The organism is Actinophytocola xinjiangensis (genome assembly GCF_001921215.1).
Lineage (GTDB): Bacteria > Actinomycetota > Actinomycetes > Mycobacteriales > Pseudonocardiaceae > Actinophytocola > Actinophytocola xinjiangensis.
In genome coordinates, this window is record NZ_MSIF01000009.1 from 131,299 (window position 1) to 143,493 (window position 12,195).

Annotated in this window: 14 protein-coding genes; 8 read left to right on the plus strand and 6 right to left on the minus strand. The window is 72.1% G+C overall.

Translation table 11 applies throughout. The annotated features are described in order from the left end of the window. The first annotated feature begins 67 nt into the window (after positions 1–67). Positions 68–673 (plus strand): dihydrofolate reductase family protein, encoded by a 606-nt coding sequence (locus tag BLA60_RS19530; RefSeq protein ID WP_245812063.1) that lies wholly within the window; start codon positions 68–70, stop codon positions 671–673. Positions 674–702: 29 nt separating this feature from the next. After that, positions 703–1,638, plus strand: a complete 936-nt coding sequence (rarD, locus tag BLA60_RS19535) for an EamA family transporter RarD (protein WP_211288788.1) — start codon at positions 703–705, stop codon at positions 1,636–1,638. Here rarD and BLA60_RS19540 read toward each other — a convergent pair. The 6 genes from BLA60_RS19540 to BLA60_RS19560 all read right to left on the minus strand — a co-directional run bounded on the left by BLA60_RS19540 (position 1,623) and on the right by BLA60_RS19560 (position 7,232). After that, on the minus strand, positions 1,623–1,931 hold the full coding sequence (locus BLA60_RS19540) for a hypothetical protein (RefSeq protein ID WP_154814457.1): 309 nt from the start codon (positions 1,929–1,931) through the stop codon (positions 1,623–1,625). The two genes, rarD and BLA60_RS19540, sit on opposite strands and share 16 nt — an antisense overlap. 335 nt (positions 1,932–2,266) lie before the next feature. Then, a complete protein-coding gene (locus BLA60_RS19545; RefSeq protein ID WP_075134364.1) occupies positions 2,267–3,385 on the minus strand; it encodes an XdhC family protein in 1,119 nt (372 codons plus the stop codon). After that, entirely contained in the window at positions 3,378–4,493 is a 1,116-nt protein-coding gene (locus BLA60_RS19550; protein ID WP_075134365.1) for a vWA domain-containing protein, read from the minus strand. Before BLA60_RS19550 ends, BLA60_RS19545 begins: the two co-directional genes overlap by 8 nt. 118 nt (positions 4,494–4,611) lie before the next feature. Continuing rightward, on the minus strand, positions 4,612–4,788 hold the full coding sequence (locus BLA60_RS43400) for a hypothetical protein (RefSeq protein ID WP_154814458.1): 177 nt from the start codon (positions 4,786–4,788) through the stop codon (positions 4,612–4,614). Between the two features lie 90 nt (positions 4,789–4,878). Further along, positions 4,879–6,081, minus strand: coding sequence for a hypothetical protein (locus BLA60_RS19555; RefSeq protein ID WP_075134366.1), 1,203 nt, complete (start codon positions 6,079–6,081; stop codon positions 4,879–4,881). A 233-nt stretch (positions 6,082–6,314) separates the two neighbouring features. Further along, entirely contained in the window at positions 6,315–7,232 is a 918-nt protein-coding gene (locus BLA60_RS19560; RefSeq protein WP_425427072.1) for an AAA family ATPase, read from the minus strand. A gap of 103 nt (positions 7,233–7,335) precedes the next feature. Here BLA60_RS19560 and BLA60_RS19565 point away from each other — a divergent pair, with 103 nt between their 5' ends. The 6 genes from BLA60_RS19565 to BLA60_RS19585 all read left to right on the plus strand — a co-directional run bounded on the left by BLA60_RS19565 (position 7,336) and on the right by BLA60_RS19585 (position 12,193). Next, positions 7,336–7,542 (plus strand): PspC domain-containing protein, encoded by a 207-nt coding sequence (locus BLA60_RS19565; RefSeq protein WP_075134367.1) that lies wholly within the window; start codon positions 7,336–7,338, stop codon positions 7,540–7,542. A gap of 19 nt (positions 7,543–7,561) precedes the next feature. Beyond that, on the plus strand, positions 7,562–7,903 hold the full coding sequence (locus tag BLA60_RS19570) for a hypothetical protein (protein WP_075134368.1): 342 nt from the start codon (positions 7,562–7,564) through the stop codon (positions 7,901–7,903). 202 nt (positions 7,904–8,105) lie between these two features. Beyond that, positions 8,106–8,708 carry an RNA polymerase sigma factor gene (locus BLA60_RS19575; protein WP_075134369.1) on the plus strand — a complete coding sequence of 201 codons (603 nt, stop codon included), beginning with the start codon at positions 8,106–8,108 and terminating at the stop codon, positions 8,706–8,708. Beyond that, a complete protein-coding gene (locus BLA60_RS19580) occupies positions 8,705–9,166 on the plus strand; it encodes a hypothetical protein (protein ID WP_075134370.1) in 462 nt (153 codons plus the stop codon). The genes BLA60_RS19575 and BLA60_RS19580 overlap by 4 nt, the downstream gene beginning before the upstream one ends. A gap of 108 nt (positions 9,167–9,274) precedes the next feature. Next, positions 9,275–9,427, plus strand: a complete 153-nt coding sequence (locus tag BLA60_RS43405) for a hypothetical protein (protein WP_154814459.1) — start codon at positions 9,275–9,277, stop codon at positions 9,425–9,427. 87 nt (positions 9,428–9,514) lie between these two features. Further along, complete coding sequence (locus BLA60_RS19585) at positions 9,515–12,193, plus strand: CHAT domain-containing protein (RefSeq protein WP_084735106.1); 2,679 nt, start codon at positions 9,515–9,517, stop codon at positions 12,191–12,193. Positions 12,194–12,195: the final 2 nt, after the last annotated feature.

The following is a 12,195-nucleotide window of genomic DNA, read 5'->3' on the forward strand; positions in this document are numbered from 1 at the left end:
CGTGAGCCAGCTCACCCGTGTGAGCCTGCCCCCGGGGGCCAGCGAGGACAAGTCCTGAGGTGGAAAAGTGGACGTGGGTGCCAAACCGGGGAGGACGACGCTCGTGCGCAAGCTCACCTACCTGATCGCGATGTCGATCGACGGGTACATCGCCGGTCCCGGCGACGAGATCGACGTGTACCCGACGCCCGAGGCCTACCTCGGGCATCTGGCCAGCGAGTACCCCGAAACGCTTCCCTCACACGGCCGGGCGGGGCTGGGGGTCGCGGACGCGCCGAACCGGCTGTTCGACACCGTCGTGATGGGCCGGGCGACCTACCAGCCGGCGCTGGACCTGGGGGTGACCAGCCCGTACGCGCACCTGCGCCAGTACGTGGTGTCCGGCGGCCTCACGTCGCCCGACCCGGCGGTGACCGTCGCCGCCGACCCGCTGGCGCTGGTCCGCTCCCTCAAGGCCGAGCCGGAGGGCCTCGGGATCTACCTGGCGGGAGGCGCGACGGTGGCCGGCGCCGTGTACCCGGAGATCGACGAGGTGATCCTGAAGCTGTACCCGATCATGCTCGGCCGGGGCGTGCCGATGATCTCCGGCGAGTTCGACGTGACGGCGTTCGAACGCACGGACGTGACGACGTTCGACAGCGGCCATGTGATCCTGCGCTACAACCGCACGTAGGGGTCGTTAGGCACGCGTACGATCGTGCGGTGGTCCAGTCCCTCGCCGATCCGCTGACCGATCGGTTCCCGGAGTACCGGCGGGGAGTCGTTCTCGGCGCGGTCGCCTACGGCGTGTGGGGATTGTTCCCGCTGTACTGGACACTGCTGGGGGCGGCCGGCGCGCTGGAGGCACTGGCCCACCGCATGGCCTGGTCACTGCCGGTGATGATCATCGTCCTGTGGTGGATCGGCCGGCGGCGCGGAACGGGTTTCGCACCGGTCATCGCCGTGGTGCGCAACCGGCGAAAACTCGGCCTGCTGGCCCTGGCGGCCCTGCTCATCGCGTTCAACTGGGGCGGCTACATCTGGGGCGTCAACAACGGGCGGGTCGTCGAGACCGCGCTCGGCTACTTCACCGGCCCGCTGGTGTCGGTACTGATCGGCGTCCTGCTGCTGGGCGAGCGGCTGCGGGTGGCGCAGTGGGTCGCCGTCGGCCTGGGCACCGTGGCCGTCGTCGTGCTGGCGGTCGGGTACGGGCAGGTGCCGTGGGTGGCGCTGGTGCTGGCGTTCAGCTTCTCGGCCTACGGGCTGGTGAAGAAACTGGCGGACGTGCCGGCCGTGGAGTCCGTCGGCCTGGAGGCGGCGGTCGCGTTCGTCCCCGCGTTCGCGTTCATCTGCGTACTGCAGATCTCGGGCACCGGGACGTTCGGCACGCTCGGCCTGGGGCACTCACTGCTGCTGATCGGCGGCGGGGTGGTCTCCTGCATCCCCCTGTTGGCCTTCGGCGGCGCGGCGGTGCGGATCCCGCTGTCGATGATCGGACTGTTGCAGTACCTGGCGCCGGTCCTCCAGTTCGCGTTCGGCGTCCTGGTCTTCCACGAGGCGATGCCGGCGGAACGCTGGATCGGCTTCGCCATCGTCTGGCTCGGCCTGATCATCCTGACCATCGACGGCACCCGCCAGGCGACTCAGGCCCGTTCGTGACCGAGGCCGGCACGGTGCCGGCGGGCGTGAGCCTCGTCGGCGTCATGCACCTCGCTGTAGATCTCCGCGAGTTCTTCGTAGCCGCACTCCAGAATCTGCTCGCGCACGGTCGCGGCGCCCACCGCCATGAGCGCGCGGAGCACAGCCTCCGCCGAGGCGGCAGGAGGTAGCGGGACACCCAGCGCGTCCGCGGCATCCCGGAGCAACGCGCCCTCCGGCCGGTCGGAGTCGCCGAACGTCCGGATCGTCTGCTCGTCCTGCTCGGTCAGAGTCAGTGTGATGCGCCCGGCCATGGCCAGGTTGTACCACCCGCGCCCATGGCACGCGCCCCAAGCCCCAGCCATGTCCCGACGCTCCACGACCGAACCAGCAACGAACTCCACAAACTCCGCCAACCCCATCCCCCACCCTCCACGGGGCACCCCTCAAGGCCATTCTAGTCGGCGGAGGGGTTGGGGAGGCTCTCGGCGGCGGGGCCTGTGGACAACTCGGAGTGTGTCTGGAGCCTGGTCGCGGGCGGCGTCGCACGGCGGCGAAGGTCTGCCGCCGGGAGCGACCAGACTCGCCAGGGGATGCCTTCGGCGGCACCCGCCGGGCCGCCCGCACCCCCGCCTGAGGTCGCCCGGAGCTACGGCTCGCGGTGGATGCGGCCGGTTATGTCGGTCAGCCGGTCGCCCGCGCCGCCCCAGCGCAGCGAGATGATCTCCGCCGCGATGGACACGGCCGTCTCCTCCGGGGTCCGGGCGCCCAGGTCGAGGCCGATCGGGGACGCGAGCCGGGTCAGCTCCTCCTCCGTCAGGCCGGCCTCCCGCAGCCGGGCCATCCGGTCGTCGTGGGTGCGGCGCGAGCCCATGGCGCCGACGTAGCCGACGTCGGTGCGCAGGGCGACCTCCAGGACCGGCACGTCGAACTTCGGGTCGTGGGTCAGGACGGCGACGACGGTCCTGCCGTCCACCCGGCCGGCTTCGACCTCGGCCGCCAGGTAGCGGTGGGGCCAGTCGACGACCACCTCGTCGGCCGAGGGGAAGCGGCTTCTGGTGGCGAACACCGGTCGGGCGTCGCAGACCGTCACCCGGTAGCCGAGGAAGGAGCCGAGGCGGGCCATCGCCGCGGCGAAGTCGATGGCGCCGAAGACGAGCATCCGGGGCGGCGGTTCGAAGGAGCTGACGAACACCGACATGCCCTCACCGCGCCGCTCGCCCTGCTCGCCGTAGTGCAGGGTGCCGGTGCGGCCCGTGGCCAGCATGCCTCGGGCGTCGTCGGCGACGGCGTCGTTGATGCGGTCGGTGCCGAGGTCACCGAGGGTGCGGGAGGGCCACACCACCAGTCGCCGGCCCAGTCGATCCGCCGACGGGTGGGCGACGACGGTCGCCAGCGCGACCGGTTCCTCGTTCTGGATCGACTTCGCCAGGTCGCCGAACTCCGGGAAGTCCTGCGCCGAGATCCGTTCGGTGTAGATGTCGATGATGCCGCCGCAGGTCAGGCCCACCGCGAACGCGTCGTCGTCGCTCACGCCGTAGCGCGACAGCACCGGGGCGCCGGTTCCGATGACCTCCTGGCCCTGCTCGTACACCGCGCCCTCGACACAACCGCCGGACACGCTGCCCGACGCCGTGCCGTCCTGCGCGACCACCATCGCCGCGCCCGGGGCCCTCGGGGCCGACGAGAACGTCGCCACCACGGTCCCCAGCGCCACCGGCTCTCCCGCCGAGTACCTGCGGACCAGTTCGTCCAGTACGTCACGCACGGCGCACCTCCCTCAACAACTCCTCCAGCGTCGCCAGACTATGTCCGGCCAACAACCGGTCGACGTGCGGCAACGCCACCGCGATGCCCGACTGCACCGGCGCGTACCCCGCGCGCCCGGCGTGCGGGTTCACCCACAGCACCGCGTGCGCCAGCCTGGCCAGCCGCGCCATCTGCTCGCCGAGCAGCGACGGGTCACCCCGCTCCCAGCCGTCGGAGAACAGCACGACCACCGCCCGCCGGGCCGTCCCGCGCTGGCCCCACCGGTCGAGGAACGCGCGCAGCGTCTCCCCCAGCCGGGTGCCGCCGGCGTAGTCGGGCACGGCGCGGGCCGCGGCCGTCAGGGCCTCGACGGGGTCGCGGTGGCGCAGCTGACGGGTGAGCCTGGTCAGGCGGGTGCCGACGGTGAACACCTCGGTGCTGGCCGGCGCCGCCCTGGTCACCGCGTGCGCGAACCGCAGCAGCGCGTCGGCGTAGGGGGTCATCGACCCGGACACGTCGACCAGCAGGACCACGCGCCGTGGTCTGCTGCCCCGGTCGCGGTGGGCCAGTCGGACGGGTTCGCCGCCGGCCGAGCGCATCGCGCGCAGCACCTTCGGCACGTCCAGGCGGCCCGTGTGGCTCGGGCGGGTGCGCCGGGAACGCCGCAGCGGCGGGTCCAGGCGCAGCGTGGCGAACAGCAGGCGCAGGTGCTCGCGTTCGGCGGCGGTCAGCGACGAGATGTCCCGGTGGCGCAGCACCTCCCGCGACGAGGCGGCCACCCGCAGTTCGTCGGTCTCGGGCCGGTCGGTGCCCTCGTCGCCGGCGGTGACCTCGGTGAGCGCGGCCATCGTCGCCGGTTTCGGCAGGCGGTCGGGGGCGGGGCGGGCGCGGCGGGGCGGCGCGGCGGAGAACCAGGCGGCGAACGCGTCGTCGTAGCGGGGCAGGTCGTCCGGTTCGGCGCACAGGGTGAGCCGGCCGGCCCAGTACAGCTGGCTCGGCTCGGTCAGGTCGACCTCGCGGACGGCGCCGAGGTAGGCCTGCACCCGGTGCGCGTCGCACGGCAGGCCGGCCGCCCGCAGCGCGGCCGCGAACCCGACCAGCCCGGTGACCGGGTCCGACGCCTCCATGCCCCCATTGTCACCCCTGAACGGGATGAGCCGGCCGGGATGGCTTCCCGGCCGGCTCCCCTCACCCCCAGTGGGTCAACGCTCACATCTCGTGCGACTCCATGTCCCGCCCCTTCACTCACTCCGGCTGGCCGGGCGGCGCATCCGCCGCCTGGGTCGTCGGCGCCCGGGACGGCTGGGGTTGGGACTCCTGGGTGCTCATGCCCAGCGCCAGTGCGAAACCGATGACCACACCGAGCACCAGACAGAACGCCGCGAACTTGATCGCGAGCGAAACCGGACAGAAGGCCTGCATATCTCCCCACCCCCTTTCTTCTCCCGTTCACCCCGACACTCACGAGGTTCACATGAAGAAGCGCGGCGTTATGCGTCAAACGACGCATAACTAGGGAACAACTGGCGGGGAGACTCTCTTGTCCTCCGTCCGGGAATCGTCGTCGCCGGGACGCGGTCCGGGAAAACCGCCCGGCAGGTCCGCGTCGGCGGCCGGCGGTTCGACCGGAAAGGAACCCGGCAGCGAGCCGTCCACGGCGGCCGGCAGCCACGCGGCGGCCGTCGCCTCCACCGGGTCGGCCAGCTCGCACAGTTCCCGCAGCGCCTGCGGGACGTCGGTGGAGCCCCACACCTCGTCCCCGCCCCAGCGCGGCACACCCAGCGCCCGCACGCTCTGCGCGAGCAGCGCCCGGTCCCGCTCCACCGCGGGGTGTTCCACCAGGCACGACTGTCCCGGCACGTCCTGGGCCAGGCCCCGGCCGAGGCGTTGCGCGATGCCCTCGGCCAGGTGCGGGTCGAACGGCCCGGCGGTGGCCACGGTGATTCGCAGGCGGAACACGGTGCCCTGGTAGCGCTCGGCGGCGTCGCGGTAGAGGCGTTCGGCGACGGTGGCGAACGGGTCGCCCTCGACCCGGCCGGGCATGACGTAACGGCTGGCGGCGGTGCGGGAGCGACCTGGGCGGCCGAGCATCCCGTACTGGTTGGCGATCAGCGACAGGTACTGGCCGAAGCTGGGGGCGACGCCGGTGGGCACCAGCCCGACCGAGAGCATCGCCGGGCGGCCGGCGGCGGCGAGCAGACCGAGCACGTCCGGCCAGGTCCCGGGCAGGGCGCGCAGTGGCGGTACGGCCACGAAAACGCGTACCGGGACGTCCGGGCGTTGCGGGCGGGAGGTCAGGCAGGGCTTGCGGATCTCGGCGATGCCGCGCGGGCGGAACGGGTCGAAGGCGTGCTCGATGGCGGCGCGGCCGGCGAGCGGACGGGCGGTGACGTGCGGCGGGACGTCGGCCAGCCGGGCCAGTGCCTCGGCGGCGTCCTGCTCGATCCGTTTGCCGGTGCGGCGGGCGAGCCGGCCGAGCAGGGTCAGCGACAGCGGGCGGCCGGGTTCGGCCAGCCAGCGCAGTTCGAACGACGGACCGACCACAGTGGACAGTCGGTCGAGGTACTCCACGTCGGCCCGGTGCGCCCACCGGTACCACTCGTCGACCGGACGGCCGCCGCGTAACGCCGACAGATCGACCGCCGACGTGACGCGCACCGCGAACCGGGCTGACCATCCGGTGAAACCGTGGTCCACCAACACGTTCTCGTTCATGCCCGCCTTTGACTCGTCCCCCCGGGTCACCGACACAGCCGAATTCATCTGAGCTTACGCCAGATCATCTCCGACCGGAGGAGGTCTCGTTGGCACAATTCGGAAAAAAATCCGCCGGAACCCAATGGAGGCCGCCGCGGTGGGGGCACCGCGACAGGCCCGACTCACCGCGGCGGCATCTCGGCGCGCCAGGAACAACTATGCTCGTCCGGTACGCACCACGCGACCGAATTTCAGCCCGCGAGAATCCGGTCGAGTCCGGCGGCCACCACGCGTTGGGCGTCCTCGCGGTACTTCAGGACCGCGCCCAGGGTCATCGCCGCCGACTCCGCGTCCAACTCCGAACGGCCCAGCACCCCGAGGGCCTGCGCCCAGTCGATCGACTCCGCGACCCCTGGCGGTTTGAGCAGTTCGACCTCGCGCAGCCGGCGCACCGCCCCGGCGACCTGCCCGGCGAGTTCGGCCGACAGGCCGGGCAGCCGCCGGCGCAGGATCGCGACCTCCCTGGCCAGCGCCGGGTGCTCCAGCCAGTGGTAGAGGCAGCGGCGTTTGAGCGCGTCGTGCACCTCGCGGGTGCGGTTGGAGGTCAGCACGACCAGCGGCGGGACCGTGGCCCGCACCTCCCCCAACTCCGGCACGGTCACCGCGTTCTCGCCGAGCACCTCCAGCAGGAACGCCTCGAACTCGTCGTCGGCGCGGTCGACCTCGTCGACCAGCAGCACGCACGGCGACTCCTCCAGGGCGCGCAGCAGCGGCCTGGCCAGCAGGAAACGCCGCGAGTACAGCGACCGCTCCGCGGTGTCGGCGTCGAGCGTGTCCGACGCGGCCTCCAGCGCGCGCAGGTGCAGCAGCTGGCGGGGGAAGTCCCAGTCGTAGAGCGCCTGGGTGAAGTCGATGCCCTCGTGGCACTGCAGGCGGATCAGCGGCACGTCCAGCGCGGCGGCCAGCGCCACGGCCAGCGACGTCTTGCCGGTGCCGGGTTCGCCCTCGCAGAACAGCGGCCGGCCAAGGCGCAGGGCGAGGAAGGCCGCGGTGGCGATGCCCTCGTCGGGCAGGTATCCGACCCGGTCGAGCGCGCCGGCGAGGTCGGCCGGCGATCCGACCGGCGCCCACGCCAGGTTCCGCTCAGGGTCTCCCAGTGGCTCCGGCACGACCCCGAGACTAGTGCCCCTGGACCGGCCCCGACCCAGGATCCGGGTCTGACCAGGGTCTTTCCCCGATGGCGGCGGACCGTCGATGGCGCAGGCTTGAGTCATGTACGAGACCGAGACCAAGCCGAAGATCAAGCTCCGTCGCAGCCGCAACGACCGCATGGTCGCCGGCGTGTGCGGTGGCCTGGCGACGACGTTCGGCGTCGACGCCGCCATCGTGCGTATCGCTCTGGTCGCCGCCACCCTCCTCGGGTTCGGCACCGGCGCCGTCCTCTACGTGATCTGCTGCGTACTGATGCCCCAGGAGTGAACCCCGTACGCTGCCGACCGTGAACGTGGGGCCGGACGAGCGCACCGTCACCCGGGTGGGTACCGCCCGGGCGTTGGTGCTGCTGGGCGCCGCGATCTCGGGCGGCGTGGCGCTGCTGGCGTGCCTGGCGGCGCTGCTGCTCGGGCCGGCGATGCACGGCCGGCCGAGGGTGGCCGCGTCACTGGCGACCGGCGGCGTCGTCTTCCTGGTCGTGGTGGTGGTGTTCGCGATCCTGGCGAGTGTGCTCGCGGCGCGGGGTCGGACCGTGGGGGCGGTCGTCGGACGTGGTTGCGGATTGTTACTGACGGGTATGGTGGTGGGACTGGCCGCGGTGCTGTTGCTGATCTCACGATCGGGGTAATACTCGCTGGTAACCACCCGAATGGCCGGTATCTGGACCTCGGCATCGGGCTCTTGAAGAGTAAGACGATCTATCGTTCAGCGGTCACTCGAAGGAGTGGCCCAGAACAGTCCGGAACACGGGAGCAGACGACGACGCCGGGGGTTGGCACGATGGACCTGGAGCCATCAGGACATCAACCCACGAAGCGGGGTGGGAAGCGGTGACCGAACTGCAGACCGCGAGCATGGCCAAGCCGTGGGAGGGCCTTGACGGGCGCGACCGGCACGCCGCTTGCATGATCGCCGCGCAGGCCGGCGACCGTTCCGCCTTCTACGTCCTCGTCGCCGAACTCTCGCCGTTGGTCTGGCACGTGGCGCGCGGCAACGGGCTGGACCGGACGAGCGCGGAGGACGTGGTGCAGACGGTGTGGCTGGCGTTGCTACGCCACATCGACCGGCTGTCCGAGCCACGGGCACTGGCCGGCTGGCTGATCACCACGACCCGACGGGAGGCCGTGCGCGTCCTGCAACGGGCATCGGGGCAGGTGGAGCTGTCCGGCGAGATCGCCGAACGGTTGCAGACCACCGACCCGTCGCCGGAGCACGAGGTGCTGCGTGACGAGCGGGACCAGCAACTGTGGGCCGCCTTCCACAAGCTGACGCAACGCTGCCAGGAGCTGCTGCGTCTGACAGTTCTCGCCGGCCGGGCGGAGTACCGCGCGGTCGCCGAGGCACTGCACATGCCGCACGGCAGTATCGGACCGACCAGAGGGCGCTGCATCAACAACCTGCGCGCCCTGTACAACGGGGACAGTGGATCATGAGAACGCACCAGTCTGACGACGAGCTGATGTCCGAGGTGGCTCGGCTGGTCAACGAGCTCGATCCGCCCCCACCGGGGCTGATCGAACGAGCCCAGTTCGCGGTGGCCATCGACGACATCGACGACATCGAGTTCGAGGTGGCCCGCTGGGAGGAACACCGGCCGCTGGCCGGTGTGCGCGGGGGCCTCCCGGGAACGATCACGTTCTTCGTCGGTGACCTGACCGTGATGGTCAACGTCACCCGGACCGGGGAACGGCAGCGGATCGACGGCTGGCTGGTGCCGGCCGGGGCGCACGGGGTCGAGATCAGGGTGGCCGATCACGGCTCGACCACCACGACCGCCGACGAGGGCGGGCGGTTCGTCCTCACCGAGGTGCCGAGGGGAACCACCCAGCTGCTCGTACGTATGAACGCCGAACAGTCACGCACAGTCGTGACACCAACTGTCGACTTGTAGCCCAATCGGCCCTATTCCCCCATTCGGCAGATATTCTCTGTATCTCGCTGTGTGTGAGCGCCTCTTGTCTTGGTGAGCACTCAGCAAACTGCTGAAAGGGGAGTAAGCATGAGTAGCCCAACGCCGAAGCCGCCGGTCGACCCCCGCCCGCCGTGCACCCAGTGTGGGTCGACCGCCCACACCACCGGGTACCACGACTCGAGCGAGCCGGCCGGCTACCACGACTCGGCGGTGCCCACCGAGGCCACGAGCGACAGGTAGACGAAATTTAGCCGGACCCGGGGCACGCTCTCGCGGCCCAAGTGTGCTGCCATTAGTAGCGTGCCCCGGTCTCGTTCTCCTCAGTCCATGATCGCGACAGCGAACCTGCGTGGGACCGATGATGAGAACGTCGCCGAACGCATCGCCCTGGCCGCGGATCTGCTGCGCCGGGGTGTCGACAGCAACAACCTCGGCGGCTCCGCCGAGGGCACCAAGCTGCTGCGCGACGCCCTGCTGGCACTTCCGGTCGGCTCCGGCGAGCAGGAGGCCGTCGTCCTGCGCATCCGGGTCCTGCAGGGCCTGGCCTACGCCGAGGCGGAGACCGGGTCCGTCGCCGACGGCCTGGTCCACCTGGCCACGGCCAGCGACCTGGTCAGCGCCGTGGCCGAGGCCCCGCGCCGGGCGGCGCTGCGTGGCCTCGTCGACCACCAGCACGCGCTGATCCTGCTGCGGGCCGGGGACACCACCGCCGCGCTGGAGGTCTACGCCGGCGCCATTCCCGCGCTGGAACGTCTCGACGGCACCGACGCCGGCGACCCCGAGCTGCTGGCCAAGGCCTACCTCAACCGGGGCCTGGCGCACATCGAGCTCGGCAAGCCCGGCCAGGCCGAGCAGGACATGCAGCGGTGCATGGAGCTGGCCTCCGAGCACGGCATCTACCGGCTCACCGCCAAGGCCCAGGGCAACCTCGGGGAGATCGCCCTGCTGGCCGGCGACATCCCCGGCGCGCTCGCGCACTTCGAGGCCGTGGAGCGGATGTTCACTGACTTCGCCCCCCGGCTCGTCCCCCGCACCAAGATCGACCAGGCGAAGTGCCTGCTCATCGCCGGTCTGGCCGACGAGGCGGCGCGTCATCTGGACGAGGCGCTGCCGGCGTTGCGCGAGCAGCGGCTGGGCCAGGACCTCGGTGAGGCGGAGGTCGCGCGGGCCGGTGCCGCGCTGATGCTCGGCGACTTCGCCCTCGCCAAGCGCCTGACCGGTTCGGCGCACCGGCGGTTCGTCCGCCGGGGCAACTCGGCGTGGGCCGAGCTGGCGGCGCTGGCCAGGATGCGGGCCGAGACGGCCAGCGCGCTGACCGGCGGAACGGGGGCCGCGTCGCCGGACAAGGCGGCCGCGCTCGCCCGGCGCCTGCACGGGATCGGGCTCACCGACGAGGCCGCGATGGCCATGATGCTGGCCGTGCGACTGGCCCTGCGACGACGAAGTGTCGACACTGCCGAGGCGTTGCTCGACCAGGTGCCCCCACTGCGCAAGATCGCCCCGATCGACCACAAGATGCTGCTGCGGCTGTGCCGCGCCGAGGTCGCGCTCGCCCGGGGCCAGACCCGCAAGGTGCTCGCCCAGGCCCGCGCCGGCCTGACCGAGCTGGGCGCCGCCCGCGACCGGATGGGCGGCCTCGACCTGGTGTGCGGCACCGCCGTGCACGGCCAGGAGCTGGGCCGGGTCGCGGTCAACCTGGTCCTGGAGTCGGCCAGGACCGAGGCCGACGCCCGCCGGCTGCTCAGCTGGCACGAGCGCACCCGGGCGCAGGTGTACCGCTACGAGCCGCTGCCGGCGATCGACGACCCCGAGCTGGCCAGCCGGGTGACCGAGCTGCGCGCGGTGACCAGGGCCGTGCAGCAGGCGAAGCTGGAGCGTCGCCCGACCGCGCATCTGGAGCGCCGGGTCACCGGGCTGCAGCGGGAGGTCAGCCGCCTTGGCTGGCACACCAGTCACTGGGGCAAGCCGCGTCCGGTGTCCGCGCCGGAGGAGATCATCGAGCGGCTGGGCGACCGCGCGCTGATCAGCTTCGCCGGCCCCGGCGAGGACCTGGCGGCGATCGTGGTCAGCGGCGGGCACACCCGGCTGTTCCGTCTCGGCCGCCGCGAGCAGGCGTTGGAGGTCGCCCGCCAGCTGCACGCCGACCTGGACGCGCTGGCCCCCGACGACCTGATCGAGCCGCTGGTCAACGCGGTGTCCCAGTCGGCGCTGCACCGGATCGCGACGCTCAACGAGTACCTGTTCGGCGACAACGGGATCCCGATGGACCTGCTCGACGGCCGGGAGCTGGTGGTGGTGCCCTTCGGCGGGCTGTACTCGGTGCCGTGGGAGTCGCTGCCGGCGCTGCGCGGGCGGGCGGTGTCGGTGGCGCCGTCGGCGACCGCGTGGGTCGGCGCCGCCGAGCTGCCGCCGACCGACGGCCGGGTGGTGCTGGTCAGCGGGCCGGACCTGCCGGAGTCGGTGTCGGAGCTGGAGCACCTGCGGTCGGTGTACCCGGACGCGATCGTGCTCGACGGGGAGCGGGCCACCACCGAGGCGGTGCTCAAGGCGATGGACGGCGCGAAGCTGGTGCACATCGCCGCGCACGGCACGCACGAGCCGTCGAACGCGATGTTCTCCCGGTTGGAGCTGGTCGACGGTGGCCTGCTGGCGCACGAGGTCGCCCGCCTGCCGACGCCGCCGGAGCACATCGTGCTGGCCGCCTGCGAGCTGGCCCTGTCCCACATCCGCCCTGGCGACGAGCCGCTGGGTTTCGGCGGGGCGATGCTGGCCAGCGGTTCACGCACGGTGGTCGCCGCCGTGAACCGGGTCGGGCACCGGTCGGCGGCGCTCACGATGACCGACTACCACCGCCGCCTGGTCAGCTCCAGCGCCCAGGACCTGGCCGAGGCGATGACCGACTACCACCGCCGGATCGCCTCCGGCACCCGCCCGGCCAGAGCCCTGGCCGAGGCGACCGCCACCGACCCGCTGCGCCGCCCGTTCATCCTGCTCGGCGCGGGGTAGGC